Here is a 17,118-nt window from a genome sequence, read left to right as displayed (position 1 = left end):
CAACTCTTTTTTTTTATAGTGTTATAAGTTTTTAACCCGCACTATTCTCAATACTATTTTGGAAATATCACTTGCGGATTAACCCCGACATAGTTGCACCCTCCCGATAGTTATCGGGATTAGGTAACAAAATTGATTGTAAAACTTAGTCGGCATGAACTTAATATCTATTTAAACGAATTATTAGGGTTAACCTATGACAGACACTTACGACTTAGTAGTTATCGGTAGCGGACCTGCCGGATTCTCATCATCCATCAGAGCTTTGGATTATGGATTAAATGTGTGTATTGTAGAAGGCAAACACCTGGGTGGCGCTGGCATTATGAATGGTGCCCTGACTTCAAAAACGATGTATGAGCTTTCGATGGATTATGCCATCGCTGCACGCATCGATCGTGGCTACAGAGTTGGATCTCTAAGTGTCAATTTCGAAAAGGTTAAAAAAACCGTTATTCAGGCAGCCAAAGAGAAGCAATACCAGATGCTGAGCCAGATTGAAACATTTTCGCCTGCGCAAAATAAGAAAGGCTCGTTAACAATAGAATACGGATGGGCCAGCTTTAAAGATTACGACCATATTAAAGTTAAAACGCAGGGCCAAACCAAATTGATAAAAGGAAAGAATTTTGTGATTGCCACAGGCTCACGCCCTCGTTTATATGACGGGATTCAAATCGATGGCGAACGCATTATCACATCAGATGGCATCCTCAACCTCAAAGAATTCCCGGAACGCATGCTCATTATTGGCTCTGGCATTATAGGTTGTGAGTTTGCCACCATCTTCTCCAACTTCGGACAAACCGAAGTTCATCTGCTTGACCGTTCACATCGCGTACTTCCCTATGAAGATAATGATGTTAGTAGCTTTGTATCTCGCAATTTGGAAGACAATGGTGTTAACATTCACCACACAGCAACACTGCGTCACATCAAAAAGCACCCTGAGCATTTAGAAGTAGTATTGGATTATCAGGACGGACACAGCAAAGTGATTGAAGTTGATGTGGCATTGGTGGCCATCGGCCGCATACCAAACACCGAAGGTTTAAATCTTGAGAAAATAGACATCGAATTACACAAAAACGGCACTATACCAATTAAAGATGATTGCTTATTACGCGATGGAAAAGGTAATTGCCATGTTTACGCAGCCGGTGATGTTACCGGACATAGCCAGTTATATAGTGTAGCCGAATTCCAGGGACGTCTGGCTGCTGAAAAAATTGGCGATATTCCACAATACCCATTGGATTATTCACACATGAGTACTTTAATGTTCTTCAAGCCGGAGGTAGCTGCTGTAGGTGCCAATGAGAAAATGCTACAAGCAAAGAAAATACCTTATAAAGCAGCCTATTATTCCAATAAATTAGTTAACCGTGCTATTGCCATGCGCAACACCAATGGTTTTGTTAAGATACTGGTCAGTAGCGATGACGAGCAGCGCATCCTTGGAATGCGTGCTGCAGGACCACAAGCATCGGCATTTATTGTTTCAGTAGCTCACCTCATCAACCAGGGAAACAGCCTGCATGAAGTACTTAAAATATTCTATCCTCACCCAAGTATTCCTGAGGGCATACAGGAGTGCTTAAGAACATTAAGCGGCAAATCGGTTTATAAACCCGAAGCCTTCCCCGATTTAATTAACATTCGAGAGTGGACTCCCGAAGTAGACATTTAACATGCCCCTTGAATCATTTGACTTAAGTTATTGAAAATAAAAGCCCTGAACCCTGAACCACAAATAGTAAACAAACAATTTCCATTTAGAATAAATTTAAATTAGCTAAAGCGCATGAATTTTCATAAAATTCATGCGCTTTATCATGTTGTATTTTTAACTACTACAATATATTTGTGTATATTTTAACATCGATAATCAATTAGTGTTAATTTGCACAATGACAATCTGGGTTTATAAACATATTTTCGACAAGTTCGAACGCATAGAAGTAACTGATTTCTAGATAGCGACATTTGGCATCTCCCAAAGCCAAATATGTTTGTGTGCACCCATACCTCTAATCAACAACGTTCATTGAACGTCTTATTTAGCTAAAGTCCAAAAAATATAGTTATGGAAGTTAAAAAACTACAACTTGACAATTCATTAAATGAATTAGAAAAAGGTAAATCTCTAATTCCTGGTGGCGTACTTGGCATTCGTCGTCCTTACAACTTTGTTGAAGGCGAATTCCCTGTTTACTTCGACGAAGGCACAGGTGGCCGAGTAAAAGATATTGATGGCAACGAGTACATTGATTACTTATGTGCTTATGGGCCAATGATTCTTGGAAATCGTGAGAAAGAAGTAGATGACGCTGTAATTGAACAAATTCAGAACAAAGGCTTTTGCTTTTCATTAACTCAGAAGTACCAGAACATGCTGGCTGAGAAAATGAATGAATTGATTCCCTGTGCAGAAATGAGTTTATTCGTATGCACCGGTTCTGACGCTACTTCAACAGCTATTCGTTTAGCGCGCTCCTATACAAAACGCACTAAAGTAATGCGCTGTGGTTACCATGGATGGCACGACTGGTGCGTTGAAGTAAAAGGTGGTGTACCTGAAAAGCTTTACGAAGATGTTTTTGAGTTCCAGTACAACAACCTGGAATCACTTGAAAACTTATTAAAAGAACATGGCGATGATACAGCGGCTGTTATTATCACTCCGCTTGGTCACCCATTGGCAGCACCTATCACCGAACCAAAAGAAGGATTCTTAGAAGGTGTAAAAGCACTTTGTGAGAAGTATGGTGTCGTTTTAATCTTCGATGAAATTCGTACTGGTTTCCGTGCCAGCATTGGCGGAGCTCAAAAACTATACAAAGTAACACCTGATTTAGCTGTATTCGGAAAAGCAATGGCTAACGGTTACCCTATCGGAGCTGTTACTGGCAAGGCTGAAATCATGAAAGAAGGTGAATCGAATGTTTTTATCTCATCAACATTCTTCCCCAATAGCTTGAGTTACGTTGCAGCCCTAAAAACAATCGAAATTCTTGAACGTGATAAGGTGCTTGATAAAATTTGGGAAAAAGGAGAAGAGTTTAACACTAAAATTGCAGCACTGCTTAAAAAATATCCTGTTGGTGCACGCATTAGCGGCATTGCCCCTATGATGTTCATCACTTTCGATAAAAACGAAGATGGCTCCTATAAAGCAATGCGTAAAGATTTCTATACACAATTAATTCGCCGTAAAGTATTCCTTCAGCCATATCACCATGGCTATATCTGTCACCGTCATACTCAGGAAGATTTAGATTATACGGTGAATGCCATCGAAGAAGCTTTACAGTACCTAACTGAAAAATACTGATATGTAATTATCTCCCGCGGATATCGCAGTTTTACGCAAAAAAAATCAGCGTTATTCATCGCAATCTGCAGGAAACAACATTATAACCATCATGTAAATCGCTAATAGCTATAGGCTAGAAGCTAACAGCTTAAGAATATGAGTAACTCAAAACTTAATAAAGGTATTGGCGAATTATTTATGTCGCCCAATGCTGATGATATGAGAGGCTTTTTCCGTGATAAGAAAAAGCAAATGAAAAGTAAACTAACAACTGTATCTGATGCAGTTGACACATATATCAACGACAATGACTACCTGGCCATTGGTGGTTTCGGAGGCGTTCGTATCCCAACAGCGCTGATTCATGAAATCATTCGTAAAGAGAAAAAGAATTTAGGATTTGCCGGTCATGTTTCAACTCATGACTGTCAGTTGTTAAGTGCCGGTAAGTCTTTTAATCGTTGTGATGCTGCTTACATTGTTGGATTGGAAGCACGTGGTTTATCAAAAAACTCACGTCGTATGTTTGAGTCAGGCAATGTAAAGGTAACAGAATGGTCAAACGGTGCCCTATCATGGCGTTTCAAAGCAGCCGCCATGGGTTTACCTTATTTGCCTTCACGTGTCATGTTAGGCACTGATACTTTTAAGCATTCTGCGGCCATGGAAGTAGAATGTCCGTTTACCAATCAGAAGCTAGCCGCTCTTCCTGCACTTTATCCTGATGTGGCCATTATCCATGTTCACCGCGCCGACATCTATGGCAACTGCCAGATTGATGGCATTTTGGTTGCCGACGATGACATTGCTAAAGCTTCAAAACGAGTGATTATCACCACTGAAAAGATCATTTCGAATGAAGAGATACGAAGAGAGCCTTCAAAAACAGTAATTCCTTACTGGTGCGTCGATGCTGTCATTGAAGTACCATTTGGCTCATACCCAGGCAATATGCCAGGTGAGTATTTTTCTGACGAAGAACATTTAAAAGACTGGCTGGTAGCAGAGAAAGACGAAATGCAACTGGAAGAATTCATTGGTCATCACATTTTGTCATCTAAGGACTTCTATGAGTACCTGGACAAAAATGGTGGTATGAATAAGATGAGAAAATTAATGCAAGCCGAACATTTGTACTAATCTTTAAAAAGCCGATTAAATGGAAACTACATATAATCCAATGGAATTAATGATAACGATTGCAGCCCGTAACCTGGAAGATGGCGCAATGGTAGTGGTAGGTACAGGTGTTCCGGTAGCAGCGGCTATGCTGGCTCAAATGACTGATTCGCCCAACCTGACCATAATGTTTGAAGCCGGAGGTATTGCTCCGCTTCTACCAACCATGCCAATTTCGGTTGGCGACTCACGCACAACATATAAAGGACTTAAAGCAACCTCAATGGCCGAAATTATGGAACTTTGTCAGGCTGGTGTGGTTGACTATTGCTTTTTAGGTGGGGCGCAAATTGATAAATATGGAAACCTTAACTCCACATTGATTGGAGATAATTACGATAAACCCAAAACCCGATTCCCGGGCAGTGGTGGCGCCAATGACCTCGCTTCACTTTGCTGGAGAACCATGGTGGTTACTCCTCAAAACCCCAAACGCTTCGCAAACAAAGTCGATTTCATCACCACGCCGGGTTTCTTAGAAGGAGGTACGTCACGTGTTGACGCTGGATTACCTGCTAACACAGGACCTTACAAGGTGATTACCGATATTGGCGTATATGGCTATCATCCCGAATCGAAAGCAATGATTCTACTGTCGCTTCACCCGGGTAAAACCATTGATGATGTAAAAGCGAATGCCGAATTTGACATCATCATCCCTGACAATTACGAAACAACGGTTGAGCCAAGTGCTGAAGAATTAAGAATTCTACGCGAGAAAGTTGACCCGGCAGGCGTAATTATCGGAAGATAGACACTCCCTTCTTCAACAATTAAACCTTAACTACAATCAACAACTAAAAAATCGACAGTGATGAAAAAAATGATAATAACATGTGCAGTTTGTGGAGCCGAAACCACACGCGAGCACAACCCTAATTTACCATTAACGCCTCTTGAAATAGCCGATGCAACATACGACGCCTACAAAGCTGGTGCATCGATCGTTCATTTACACGTTCGCGACGAAAATGGAGGTCCGACTCAAGATCCTGAAGTATTCAAAGAAGCGATTCGCTTAATCCGCGAACGTTGCGATATCGTCATTGAAATTACAACTGGAGGAGCTGTTGGTATGACTGATGACGAACGTGTAGCAGTCATTGAAGAGATTCAACCAGAGATGGCTTCTTTAGACTGTGGAACAGTCAACTTTGGCGATGAGTACATCGTCAACACCTTACCAACAATGCGTCGTTTTGCCAAGGAAATGATTAAGCACAATGTACGTCCTACCTTAGAATGTTTTGATATTTCACATGTAGCAGCTGCCGACATATTAATTAAAGAAGGATTACTAAAACCTCCTTATCACTATGGTTTTGTGATGAATGTACCTGCAGCTATCCCCTATGACATTGAATTATTGAACTTATTGGTTAGCCGTATTCCTGAAGGTGCACATTGGACTGTGATGGGTGTTGGTCGTGCCTGTTTACCTGCTCACTATGGAGCCTATGCCATTGGTAATGGTTTTATCCGCGTAGGATTTGAAGACAATGTTTACTACGAAAAAGGTGTATTGGCCGACAGTAATGCACAACTGGTAGAGCGCACAGCTAAGTTGTCACGCGACGCAGGTTATGAAATTGCTACACCTGCTGATGTAAGAGAAATATTACAATTGAAGGGAATTAAGTAATACAACAAAGCTATCAGCTGGTAGTCATTGGCTGATAGCATTTGTAAGGATAGATAAAACATGAACTTAACAGGGAATAAATACGGAACACATCGGGTGATTGAACCACAAGGTGTTTTGCCACAACCAGCTACAAAGGTTGACAATAATATGGGCCAAGTATTCGACAACGAGATTTTAATCGATGTAGATGTTCTAAACATTGACTCAGCCAGTTTTACACAAATAAAGGAGCAAGCCAATGGTGATACGAATGAAATCAAGAACATCATTCTTGATATTGTTGGCAAACAAGGAAAAATGAAAAACCCGGTGACAGGTTCAGGCGGTATGTTAATTGGTTCTATTGAAAAGATTGGTGATGCACTGAAAGGCAAAATAAATCTTGATGAGGGTGACCGCATTGCAACATTGGTTTCACTTTCATTAACACCACTTCATATTGAAGAGATCATCGATATCAAACCTGAAATTGACCAGGTGAAGATAAAGGGTAAAGCCATCTTATTCGAAAGCGGCATCTATGCTAAACTTCCCACTGATTTATCAGAAACACTGTCACTCGCAGTACTTGACGTATGCGGTGCACCTGCCCAAACGGAGCGGTTAGTGAAAAAAGGTGATACTGTTGTTGTTCTAGGAGCTGGTGGTAAATCAGGTATTCTTTGCTGCGCTGTTGCCAAAGAGATGGTAGGTGAAAACGGAATGGTAGTAGGCGCAGATTACAGCGATGAAAACATTGAGCGCTTAAAGCAGGTAGGAGTCTGCCACCACGCTATTAAACTGAATGCTACAGATGCACTTCAGTGCTACGATACTATCAATGAATTAACAAAAAGTGAAATGGCCGATGTTGTTATTAACAACGTCAACATTCCTAATACTGAAATGGGGACCATACTAATGTGTAAAGACCGTGGTACAGTATATTTCTTCAGTATGGCTACATCTTTCACAAAGGCAGCTTTAGGCGCTGAAGGCGTTGGCAAAGATGTGGATATGTTGATTGGTAATGGTTATGCTATCGGACATGCTGATATGGCCATTGATATCTTAAGAAAAAACGAGAAGATTAGACAATTATACGAGGAGTTGTATACGTAATAGTGCGCTGTAATCGGTGCACTGTGCACTACGCATCAATCACAAAAAAAAAATAAAATCTACATAAATGAAACGACAATTTTCAAACGTTGACTATAAAAGCATCCCGCTATTTAAGGATGTGAGTGAGGAGGATTGGAACAACTGGAAATGGCAAATGCGTAATGCCATTCGTGACATACCCAGCCTTGAAAAAGTCTTACCCTTAAGCGAAGAAGAACAGGAGCATTTGGCCAAGACGCTCAAGAAGTTTAAGATGGCCATAACACCTTATTATGCTGCTTTGATGAGCAAGGAGAATGTAAACTGTCCTGTTCGTAAAATGGCAGTACCCGTATTAAACGAATTACATATCGCAGAGTCTGACCTAAGCGACCCCTTGCACGAAGATGTCGATTCTCCGGTTCCCGGATTAACGCATCGTTATCCCGATAGAGCCCTTTTATTGGTAACGCACGAGTGCTCGATGTACTGCCGTCACTGTACGCGTCGTCGTATTGTTGGCGAAACCGATGAAGACATGGCTAAAGGTCATTTAGAAAAGGCCTTTGAATACATTGCCAGGACACCTGAAATTCGCGATGTGGTAATTTCTGGTGGTGACCCACTAATTTTGAGTGATAGTCGAATTGATTACATCTTAACTGAACTTCGTAAGATTGAGCATATTGAAATAATCCGTATTGGTAGCCGCATGCCTGTCGTATTGCCACAACGCATTACGGATGACTTGTGTAACATCATTAAAAAGCACCATCCGGTTTATGTAAACACCCACTTTAACCACCCTAAGGAAATAACCGAAGAAGCACGCCAGGCTTGTGAGAAACTGGCTAACGCGGGTGTTCAAATGGGTAACCAATCTGTGCTACTGAAAGGTGTTAATGACTGCTCAAATATTATGAAAGCACTGATGCATGATTTATTACGCATCCGCGTGAAGCCGTATTACATCTACCAATGTGACTTATCTGAGGGCATTTCTCACTTCCGAACTACCATTTCGAAAGGCATTGAGATAATTGAGAACCTACGTGGACATACGACGGGTATGGCAGTACCGACCTTTGTTGTAGATGCTCCAGGTGGTGGTGGTAAAATACCTGTAATGCCCGATTACCTCATTTCACAGACAGAAAAGCGTGTGGTATTACGCAATTACGAAGGCATGATTACTAGCTACACTCAGCCATCCGACTACCAAGGTCACAGTATTGACAACTGTGAATTCTGCAGCGATGACTCATTAGTAGCCAAAGATGGTGTGGCCAAATTGCTGAATGAAGGTGGAACTATCCGTCCTCAGGCTATGCGACGCGAAACACGCACCAACGGAAATGGTAAACAATAATGTCTCTTAAACAATCCATATACAACTAAGCCATAGGCCAGCTTCATATAAAGCTGGTCTATGCCTTTAGAAACAATGACTCCTGAAGCATTAACATATCGTTTTATTAACACCACTACTTTTGTTATGGGTAACCGCAAAAATGCTGGTAAAACAACTTTTATGAACTGGGCATTAAACCAGATTCGAAAAGTTGAGCCTCCTGCTTTTGCAACCATTGGAATTGATGGGGAAAATTACGATTTAATTGACGGCCAATCGAAACCGCAGATAATGACCTTGGAAGGAGATGCGATTGTTACAAGTACCAATATGCTTCTGAAAAGTAATGGCTTGTTTACGATTGAAAAAGCATTCCCGATTTACACACAGTTAGGGCAGATTGTGATTGCCAGAACCATCAGAAGTGGAAATATTGAATTGGTGGGACCCGAGCACAATGAGCAACTAAAAGAAGTAGTCGATTACTTAAATCATGAATTGGGTTACAAATCCATTATCATTGACGGTGCTGCCAGTCGTATCACGCCTGTTAATTGCATTCCCGGTTCTGGCTTCTATTACTTGGCTAACATCGACCATCGGAATCTCAAAAAGACCGTCGAGCAGATGCAATTATTAGCTCAATGTACCAGGTTTGAAACAGTTAAGCCCAACACTGACTATTACACTATTGAGGGTGCTTTAACAGCATCTAAGCTGGACAACATTCCCGGAGATAATCGCACCTTGTTAATTAACGATTTAACGTCTGTTTTCCTGAATTTCAACCAGCTTCAAAAGCTATTACAACAAATTGAAATTAAGGTGAAAAACAAGCTAAACATGAAAGGCTTTGTTGTGATTTTGAAAGGCATTGAACAAGCTGACTTTGAACACTCAATCAGTAACAAACACATTGACACTGAAATTATTTACAACCCGTATGTGCATTAATAAAGTCATAGAATTCACTGATTTTTTAAGCTTTTACCGCAAGTATAAGCCTCTAACGCCGTATGGAACGACCGAGAAAGACAGTAAGCCGTTTTATGTCAGTTTCGAAGAAATTTGTCAAATCCACAACATCACAGAGCGATTAATTGGATTTATCAATTCTAAGGAGAATAAGGTGTTGAAAGTGGAGCATCACCTGAGTCGAATAGACCGATTAAACAGTCTGGATAAATCTGATTTTGATGCCGTCGACCTTCAGCTCATCAAAAAGTTCCTGATTCACTTTAAAGCGATTGATATGTTGTTGCCTTCTGAAATCAAAAAGGAGATCCAACTGTCATTCACAATGCAAGACTTATGGGAGACATTGGTTATTAACGGCGAAAAAGAAGAAGCTTTTTACCTTTCATCGGCTTACAGCCCAAAGCTAAAACAATTGCGGAATGAAATAAATTCCGCTAACCAGCAACTCAACACTATTCGCCAGGATGTACTTTTAATAATAAAAGAAAAGTATCAGATTGATTTTAAAGGGCGTGATTTTGTTTTGCTGAATAAAAAGCAGCTGGTTGAAATGGATGTTAATGAATTGATACACGAGTTCTACGACTCACAGTTAGTTAAAATAAAACCTGCATTTGGCAAACCCTATCTGGATAAACTTGTAGAAAAAGAACAATTGCTCATTGAAGAAACTAAAGCCGAAAAGCAAGTAATGATTGAGCTTTCAAACAAAGTTAATCAGCAAAAAACGAACTTAGCTGCTGCAGTAGAAGCCATTAAATTATTAGATATTCATTTGGCCAAAGCTCGATTAGCCAATACATTGAAGTTGGTAAAACCAGTTATCAATGCAAAAACATTATCAGTTTCCAATGGTCGTTTTTATCCGCTTTGGGAAAAACATTCAACAAAAGGATTAGACTACACTCCTTTGACAGTAGGGTTTGAAAGCAATACTATTTTACTCTCCGGCTCTAACATGGGGGGAAAAACAGTTCTGTTTAAAACAATTGCCTTTCTGCAGCTACTAACCCAAATGGGCTTTTATGTGCCGGCAAAACACTTTCACACCCGATTGTTTAATCACATCCATATACTAGGAAATGAAATAAATGACAGTGTAGAAGGCCTAAGCTCCTTTGGGCAGGAAATCTATCAACTGACGCAAGCACTGAAGCCTGCACATACACGATTGATAATTGTGGATGAACTAGCTAAAACAACCAATGCAACAGAAGCCAAAGCCATCTTATATGCCGTTTTAAGATACGTGCAGAAAAATCAACTGTTAACTGGTTTCTTTTCTACACACTTCATTAACCTGCCTGAAATCAAAGGCGTCGTTAAATACCGTATGAAAGGTTTAAACAAAGAAGCATATGCTGCACATTGTAACCAACAGTCGGATGACCTGAATGAAAAAATAGGCCTGATTAACACCTTTATGCAGTACGAAATAACGAAAGATACAGGTGAGACTAAATCCAATGATGCTTTAACAATCGCGGGAATGCTGGGATTACATGAAGAGATATTAATGAATGCTAACAACTACCTGGAAAGAAATTAAAGACAAAAACATGACAGAATCAAAACTAAATCTCGATAAACAAAAAATCAACAGAGCACGTGAACTGTCGAAAGAAATTGCACGTCCTGTTAACGATTATATAGTGCTGCATACCACCGTAGCCATTGAGCGAGCTACGCTACGCATGCTGGGTGCTGATGGTGTAACGGCTGATGACGTACCTGTTCCCAATGCTATTGTCAATGCGTTGGGTGATAAAATTCAATATGGTGCCTCTTTGTACTACGTTAACGCTATGGTTCGTAACAACCTGAACACAGAGCAATTAAACGAAGAAATTGCCAAAGGACTGGATATTTCAACCATTGAGTTGACTGACAAAGAAGTTATTATCGAAAAAGCCAATGAATTAGTGGCTGCTTTCTCCCACCGCGTAAAAGGCAATGTGGCGTATCGCACCTCTAAAGTAACCGAATACAAAGAGAAGGAAAACTCCCCCTTACTCTACCTCATCGTGGCTACCGGTAATATATACGAAGATGTCAAACAAGCACAGGCTGCTGCTCGTCAGGGGGCTGATATAATTGCTGTTATTCGCACAACCGGACAAAGCTTACTCGATTTTGTTCCCTACGGCGCTACAACCGAAGGTTTTGGAGGCACCTATGCCACCCAGGAAAACTTCAAAATTATGCGTAAAGCATTGGACGAAGTTGGCAATGAAACCGGTAAATACATTCGCTTAGTGAATTATTGCTCGGGTCTTTGTATGCCTGAAATAGCTGCCATGGGGGCCATAGAACGTTTGGATATGATGCTGAATGATTCGATGTATGGTGTGCTGTTCCGCGACATTAACATGTATCGAACATTCGTTGACCAGAAGTTTTCACGTATGATCAATGCCTTTGCAGAGATTGTTATTAATTCAGGCGAAGATAATTATTTGACTACTTCTGATGCTTATGAAAAAGCCTATACCGTAACTGCTTCGCAGTTTATTAATGAACAGTTTGCCTATGATTCTGGTCTGCCTGCCAAACTAATGGGACTAGGTCATGCCTTTGAAATGAACCCAGAGATTGAAAATGGTTTCTTATACGAGATGGCACAAGCACAGATGGCACGCGAAATCTTCCCAGAAGCACCGTTAAAATACATGCCGCCAACCAAATACATGACCGGCGACGTATTTAAGGGTTACATTATGAATGCGATGTTTAATTTCATCGCCAAGTCAACCAACCAGGGCATTCTGCTACTTGGTATGCTTACCGAGGCTATTCATACGCCATTTATGCAAGACCGTTTCCTCGCAGTTGAAAATGCCCGTTACATCTTAAATAACACCAAAGATTTTGCCAACGATATCGAATTCAAAAAAGGTGGCATTATGCAAACACGTGCTCAAAACGTACTCGATGAAACCATTGAATTCCTTGAGCAAATCAATGATAAAGGTCTGTTCGATTCCATTGAGCAAAAAATGTTTGCCGAAGTAAGTCGTCCTAAGCATGGCGGCAAAGGCTTTGATGGCGTTTATGAGAAAGCGGCTGATTACTTCAACCCTGTTTACAGTTATTTGGAAGTTGAACTAGGATTAAAAAAGTAAAGTGATGGATAATATGATACGTCCCTATGGTGATACAATGAATGATGGTGCAGTGCAGCTATCATTTACTCTTCCGGTGGCACACTCGGCCAAAGCTGACGAAGCTGCGAAGCAATATGCACATAAATTAGGTTTCCAGGAAGTGGAAGTAGTTCACTCCAATCCACTATCTGAGAACTTCTCATTTTTCGTGGTTTACGGTAAGTCTCAGCTTCAACTTGATTATGACAAGATTGAAGTTGAAGCAGTGGAGAAGTCAATGGACTTTTACGAAGTAAACAACTACATTAAAGAGCACATTAAACGTAAAGTGGTGGTGGTTGGTGCATGTACTGGCACCGATGCTCATACCGTTGGTATTGATGCCATCATGAATATGAAAGGTTTTGACCAGCACTATGGACTGGAGCGTTATCCTATGATGGAGGCTCATAACCTGGGTGCACAAATTCCAAATGAGGAGTTGATAAAAAAAGCAGTGGAATTAAAGGCCGATGCCATCCTGGTCTCGCAGGTAGTCACTCAAAAAGAAGTGCATATACAGAATATGACCGACCTCATTGAACTATTAGAGGCAGAAGGCTTACGCTCTAAATTAATCGTCTGTGCAGGAGGCCCGCGCATTAGCAACAAACTAGCACTTGAACTGGGTTACGACGTTGGTTTTGGCCGCGGCACCTATCCAGAAAATGTAGGCTCGTTTATTGTTGAGAAGATGGTGGAACGAAATAGTCAATAGCTGCTGGCTATTAGCTGACAGCCCCTCTCCCCATGGGGAGAATTTCTGTTCATCATTTACACCATCTTCCCCTTGGGGAAGTGCCTGAAAGGCGATGGGGGCTAAGATAAAAACAATCAGGCACAAATTACAAATTCGCGCCAGCGTTAGAACTAAAAAGTAATCAAACGTCGGACTCCGAACATCGGACTCTGAACTAAAATATTAATCATGAAAGAAATTTATATAGTCGATGCTGCACGAACTGCAGTTGGAAATTTCGGAGGAACATTATCAACCATATCTCCGGCTCAAATGGGTTCTACTGTTGTTAAATCATTATTGGAACGTAATAACTTAAATGGCTCGGAGGTAGACGAGGTGTTGATGGGTAGCGTCCTACAAGCTGGTCATGGCCAGAACGTCGCTCGTCAGATAGCCATGGAGGCCGGTATTCCTAAAGAAAAGTCGGCCATGACCATCAACATGGTATGTGGTTCAGGACTACGCACAGTAGCAACCGCTGCACAAGCCATTAAAGCCGGTGACGCCGAATTAATTATTGCTGGTGGTGCTGAGAATATGTCTCAGGCACCATATATTTTACCTAAGGCACGTACTGGCTATCGCATGGGCGATGGCAAATTAGTCGACACCATGGTATACGATGGACTGACAGACATCTTTAACAACTACCACATGGGTATAACGGCTGAAAACCTGGCTGATAAATACAAACTGACTCGTGAAGAGCAGGATGCTTTCGCTGCAGAATCTCAAAACAAAGCTGAAAAAGCAATTAACGAAGGTCGCTTCGAAGATGAGATTATTCCGGTTGAAATACCACAACGCAAAAAAGACCCAATCATTTTTAAACAGGATGAGTTTGTACGCTTTGGCGTAACAACTGACTCATTGGCTAAGTTACGTCCGGCTTTTAAAAAGGACGGTACAGTTACAGCTGCTAATGCATCGGGAATTAACGATGGTGCGGCGGCTGTTATCGTGGCCAGCAAAGAAGCTGTTGAAAAATACGGTTTAAAACCAATGGCTAAAATTGTATCATATGCCTGGCATGGTACGGAGCCATCAATCATGGGTATCGGTCCTGTTGAAGCTGTTCGTAAAGCTCTGGATAAAGCCGAATGGAACAAGGATGAATTGGAATTAATTGAAGCCAACGAAGCTTTTGCCGCTCAATCATTATCTGTAATGAAGGAACTTGGTCTAAACCCAGACATCACTAACGTAAATGGTGGTGCCATTGCCATTGGACATCCTATCGGAGCCAGTGGAACACGCATTTTAACCACATTGGTTCACGAAATGAAAAAACGTGAAGTCAACAAAGGCTTAGCTACCTTGTGTATTGGAGGTGGTATGGGCATTGCCATGTGTGTTGAAAGGGTATAATTGGTTATTTACTAACTCAGCAAATTGATATATTTTATTTTTAGAAGTTTATTGTCCTATTTATAAGCTTAAACCTTTAGTCAATTAAGAGCTCGTCATTATGACGGGCTCTTTTTACGATAAAAAAAATGGGACCATAACCGTTGCTATGCATCCCATTTACTAACCTAACCCAAATCTATGAAAAAAATCTATCAACATATTTGCAAGCTCTGTGCCAAAAATTATTCTTCTATGTTATTGAATACTAACTTTTGTTAATTTATCTACATATCTGCATTTCTATATGTATTGTCAATAAAAAAACGCCCATCAGCCAGTCTTTGTTCACTGCTAATGGACGTTTTTGTATATACTTTAAGCAAGGTGCTTAATAAGCACGACCACTTTTTCCTTCAACAAAATTGATAAATGAAGTATTGACTACTTTATTTCCACCCGGCGTTGGATAATCACCTGTGAAATACCAATCACCATTATCATCCGGACATGCTGAATGCAGGTTCTCAACACTTTGATACACCAATTCAACACTCGCATCGATATCTTCTGGTCGAAGCATCTCTGCAATTTTATCCGAAATTTGTTCCACTGTGAAAGGACGATAAATTTCTTTCACATGATTGACAATCTCTTCTTTTGGTAAGAACTGTTGCTCTTTACACTTCTTATACACCTCATCGATAATATGAACCTGGTCAGTATCGTGCAATAGCTCAACAGCCGCCGAAAAAGCACAAAAATCTTTTAGCTTGGCCATATCAATACCGTAACAATCAGGGTAACGAATCTGAGGGGCCGATGACACCACAATAATCTTCTTAGGGTGCAAACGATCCAATATACGTAGAATACTTTTCTTTAAGGTGGTACCACGAACAATGGAATCATCGATAATCACTAAAGTGTCAACACCATTCTTGACGATACCATAAGTGACATCGTACACATGCGCCACCATATCATCACGACTATCGTCATCCGCAATAAAGGTCCGCATCTTTACATCTTTAATGGCAATCTTCTCAACACGCGGCTCCCGACTCAAGATAGCATCCAGCTTTTCAGGTGTTAGGTCGCCATTTAAATCAATAATCTGTTGTTTTTTCACCTGGTCCATCTCACGGCGAACCCCCTCCATCATACCATAAAAGGCTGTTTCAGCCGTGTTTGGAATGTAGGAAAATACAGTATTATCGATATCGTAATCTACTTTTTCAAGAATCGTTTTAGCCAATAAACGACCTAACTCTTTACGTTCATCATATATTTTACGGTCGCTACCACGCGAGAAATAAATACGTTCAAATGAGCAAGAACGACGCTCCTGCGGCACTCGAACCAATTCTTCAGTTACATGACCATTTTTCTTGATAATTAAAGCATGACCGGGCTTTAGCTCTTTTACTTCAACCGAGCGCACATTCATAGCTGTTTGAATCACCGGACGCTCTGAAGCAACTACTACAATCTCGTCATCGGCATAATAACATGCCGGACGAATACCCCAAGGGTCACGTGTAACAAAAGCATCACCATGACCAACCACGCCAGCAATAGCGTAACCACCATCCCAACGACGACTCGAACGTTCTAATATCTCGCGGATATTCAACTCTTCTTCAATACAGTGCGATATCTCCTGGTTGGTTTTTCCTTCGTTCTTGTATTTTCTGAATAACAACTGGTTTTCCTCATCAAGGAAATGGCCAACATTTTCAAGTATCGTAACTGTATCAGTGTAATCCTTTGGGTGCTGACCTAATTCGGTCAACGATTGGAATATTTCATCCACATTTGTCAGGTTAAAGTTACCTGCCAATGTAAGGTTACGCGAGCGCCAGTTATTTTCGCGCATCACCGGGTGCACATAGTCAATGCTATGATTGCCGAAAGTTCCATATCGCAGGTGACCAAGATATAATTCACCAGCAAATGGCAAATGCTCTTTGGCATATGTTGGGTCATTTAATAAATCGGCATCTTTCTCCTGTTGCTTGATAAATGGCTCATTTATCTTTTCAAACACATCCTTAATTGGATTGGCTTTGTTAGAACGATGGCGCGAGAAATATTTCTGTCCCGCAGGCTGATCGATTTTAAGATTAACTGCTCCAGCACCGTCTTGTCCGCGGTTATGCTGTTTCTCCATCAACAGATACAGTTTATTCAGGCCATAACGCCATGTTCCGTACTTCTCTTGATAGTACTCCAGTGGTTTTAGTAATCGGATAAGAACAATCCCACACTCGTGCTTAATCTGGTCACTCATGATATTTCCCTCTTATAAAATAAAGCGCAAATTTATTTCTA

The 17,118-nt window shown here is 40.9% G+C and carries 13 protein-coding genes; 12 read left to right on the top strand and 1 reads right to left on the bottom strand.

What is annotated here, in order from left to right; translation table 11 throughout:
• Nucleotides 1-196: 196 nt before the first annotated feature.
• The 12 genes from J1N10_RS09785 (at nucleotide 197) to J1N10_RS09730 (ending at nucleotide 14,805) form a co-directional block, all read left to right on the top strand.
• Nucleotides 197-1,690, top strand: a complete 1,494-nt coding sequence (locus J1N10_RS09785) for a dihydrolipoyl dehydrogenase family protein (protein WP_262326518.1) — start codon at nucleotides 197-199, stop codon at nucleotides 1,688-1,690.
• Between the two features lie 396 nt (nucleotides 1,691-2,086).
• A complete protein-coding gene (locus J1N10_RS09780; RefSeq protein ID WP_262326517.1) occupies nucleotides 2,087-3,334 on the top strand; it encodes an aspartate aminotransferase family protein in 1,248 nt (415 codons plus the stop codon).
• A 138-nt stretch (nucleotides 3,335-3,472) separates the two neighbouring features.
• Nucleotides 3,473-4,456, top strand: a complete 984-nt coding sequence (locus J1N10_RS09775) for a CoA transferase subunit A (RefSeq protein WP_262326516.1) — start codon at nucleotides 3,473-3,475, stop codon at nucleotides 4,454-4,456.
• Nucleotides 4,457-4,475: 19 nt separating this feature from the next.
• On the top strand, nucleotides 4,476-5,249 hold the full coding sequence (locus tag J1N10_RS09770) for a CoA-transferase subunit beta (RefSeq protein ID WP_262326515.1): 774 nt from the start codon (nucleotides 4,476-4,478) through the stop codon (nucleotides 5,247-5,249).
• A gap of 60 nt (nucleotides 5,250-5,309) precedes the next feature.
• On the top strand, nucleotides 5,310-6,137 hold the full coding sequence (gene kce / locus J1N10_RS09765; protein ID WP_262326514.1) for a 3-keto-5-aminohexanoate cleavage enzyme: 828 nt from the start codon (nucleotides 5,310-5,312) through the stop codon (nucleotides 6,135-6,137).
• Nucleotides 6,138-6,197: 60 nt separating this feature from the next.
• Nucleotides 6,198-7,241, top strand: coding sequence for an L-erythro-3,5-diaminohexanoate dehydrogenase (gene kdd / locus J1N10_RS09760; protein WP_262326513.1), 1,044 nt, complete (start codon nucleotides 6,198-6,200; stop codon nucleotides 7,239-7,241).
• A 67-nt stretch (nucleotides 7,242-7,308) separates the two neighbouring features.
• Nucleotides 7,309-8,592 carry a lysine 2,3-aminomutase gene (kamA, locus tag J1N10_RS09755; RefSeq protein WP_262326512.1) on the top strand — a complete coding sequence of 428 codons (1,284 nt, stop codon included), beginning with the start codon at nucleotides 7,309-7,311 and terminating at the stop codon, nucleotides 8,590-8,592.
• A 60-nt stretch (nucleotides 8,593-8,652) separates the two neighbouring features.
• Nucleotides 8,653-9,528, top strand: a complete 876-nt coding sequence (locus tag J1N10_RS09750; protein ID WP_262326511.1) for a hypothetical protein — start codon at nucleotides 8,653-8,655, stop codon at nucleotides 9,526-9,528.
• A complete protein-coding gene (gene kamC, locus J1N10_RS09745; protein WP_262326510.1) occupies nucleotides 9,518-11,101 on the top strand; it encodes a lysine 5,6-aminomutase reactivase ATPase KamC in 1,584 nt (527 codons plus the stop codon). The genes J1N10_RS09750 and kamC overlap by 11 nt, the downstream gene beginning before the upstream one ends.
• A 10-nt stretch (nucleotides 11,102-11,111) precedes the next feature.
• The gene (kamD, locus tag J1N10_RS09740) at nucleotides 11,112-12,674 is read left to right on the top strand and encodes a lysine 5,6-aminomutase subunit alpha (protein WP_262326509.1); all 1,563 of its coding nucleotides are present in this window, start codon (nucleotides 11,112-11,114) and stop codon (nucleotides 12,672-12,674) included.
• A gap of 4 nt (nucleotides 12,675-12,678) precedes the next feature.
• Nucleotides 12,679-13,413 carry a lysine 5,6-aminomutase subunit beta gene (kamE, locus tag J1N10_RS09735; protein ID WP_262326508.1) on the top strand — a complete coding sequence of 245 codons (735 nt, stop codon included), beginning with the start codon at nucleotides 12,679-12,681 and terminating at the stop codon, nucleotides 13,411-13,413.
• Nucleotides 13,414-13,623: 210 nt separating this feature from the next.
• The gene (locus tag J1N10_RS09730) at nucleotides 13,624-14,805 is read left to right on the top strand and encodes an acetyl-CoA C-acetyltransferase (RefSeq protein WP_262326507.1); all 1,182 of its coding nucleotides are present in this window, start codon (nucleotides 13,624-13,626) and stop codon (nucleotides 14,803-14,805) included.
• Between the two features lie 370 nt (nucleotides 14,806-15,175).
• Here J1N10_RS09730 and J1N10_RS09725 read toward each other — a convergent pair whose 3' ends face one another.
• The gene (locus tag J1N10_RS09725) at nucleotides 15,176-17,077 is read right to left on the bottom strand and encodes an amidophosphoribosyltransferase (RefSeq protein ID WP_262326506.1); all 1,902 of its coding nucleotides are present in this window, start codon (nucleotides 17,075-17,077) and stop codon (nucleotides 15,176-15,178) included.
• Nucleotides 17,078-17,118: the final 41 nt, after the last annotated feature.

Origin of the sequence: Carboxylicivirga litoralis (assembly GCF_025499605.1) — a bacterium.
Lineage (GTDB): Bacteria > Bacteroidota > Bacteroidia > Bacteroidales > Marinilabiliaceae > Carboxylicivirga > Carboxylicivirga litoralis.
Note: the sequence above shows the minus strand (reverse complement) of the source record. Positions and strands in the feature narration are given on the sequence as shown.

Bases quoted from the DNA above. Each gene is read 5' to 3' on its own strand.
- J1N10_RS09780 (WP_262326517.1), top strand. From the start codon at position 2,087: ATGGAAGTTAAAAAACTACAACTTGACAATTCATTAAATGAATTAGAA.
- kamC (WP_262326510.1), top strand. From the start codon at position 9,518: ATGTGCATTAATAAAGTCATAGAATTCACTGATTTTTTAAGCTTTTAC.
- J1N10_RS09785 (WP_262326518.1), top strand. From the start codon at position 197: ATGACAGACACTTACGACTTAGTAGTTATCGGTAGCGGACCTGCCGGA.
- J1N10_RS09775 (WP_262326516.1), top strand. From the start codon at position 3,473: ATGAGTAACTCAAAACTTAATAAAGGTATTGGCGAATTATTTATGTCG.
- kamE (WP_262326508.1), top strand. From the start codon at position 12,679: ATGGATAATATGATACGTCCCTATGGTGATACAATGAATGATGGTGCA.
- kamA (WP_262326512.1), top strand. From the start codon at position 7,309: ATGAAACGACAATTTTCAAACGTTGACTATAAAAGCATCCCGCTATTT.
- J1N10_RS09725 (WP_262326506.1), bottom strand. From the start codon at position 17,077: ATGAGTGACCAGATTAAGCACGAGTGTGGGATTGTTCTTATCCGATTA.
- kdd (WP_262326513.1), top strand. From the start codon at position 6,198: ATGAACTTAACAGGGAATAAATACGGAACACATCGGGTGATTGAACCA.
- J1N10_RS09770 (WP_262326515.1), top strand. From the start codon at position 4,476: ATGGAAACTACATATAATCCAATGGAATTAATGATAACGATTGCAGCC.
- J1N10_RS09730 (WP_262326507.1), top strand. From the start codon at position 13,624: ATGAAAGAAATTTATATAGTCGATGCTGCACGAACTGCAGTTGGAAAT.
- kce (WP_262326514.1), top strand. From the start codon at position 5,310: ATGAAAAAAATGATAATAACATGTGCAGTTTGTGGAGCCGAAACCACA.
- kamD (WP_262326509.1), top strand. From the start codon at position 11,112: ATGACAGAATCAAAACTAAATCTCGATAAACAAAAAATCAACAGAGCA.
- J1N10_RS09750 (WP_262326511.1), top strand. From the start codon at position 8,653: ATGCCTTTAGAAACAATGACTCCTGAAGCATTAACATATCGTTTTATT.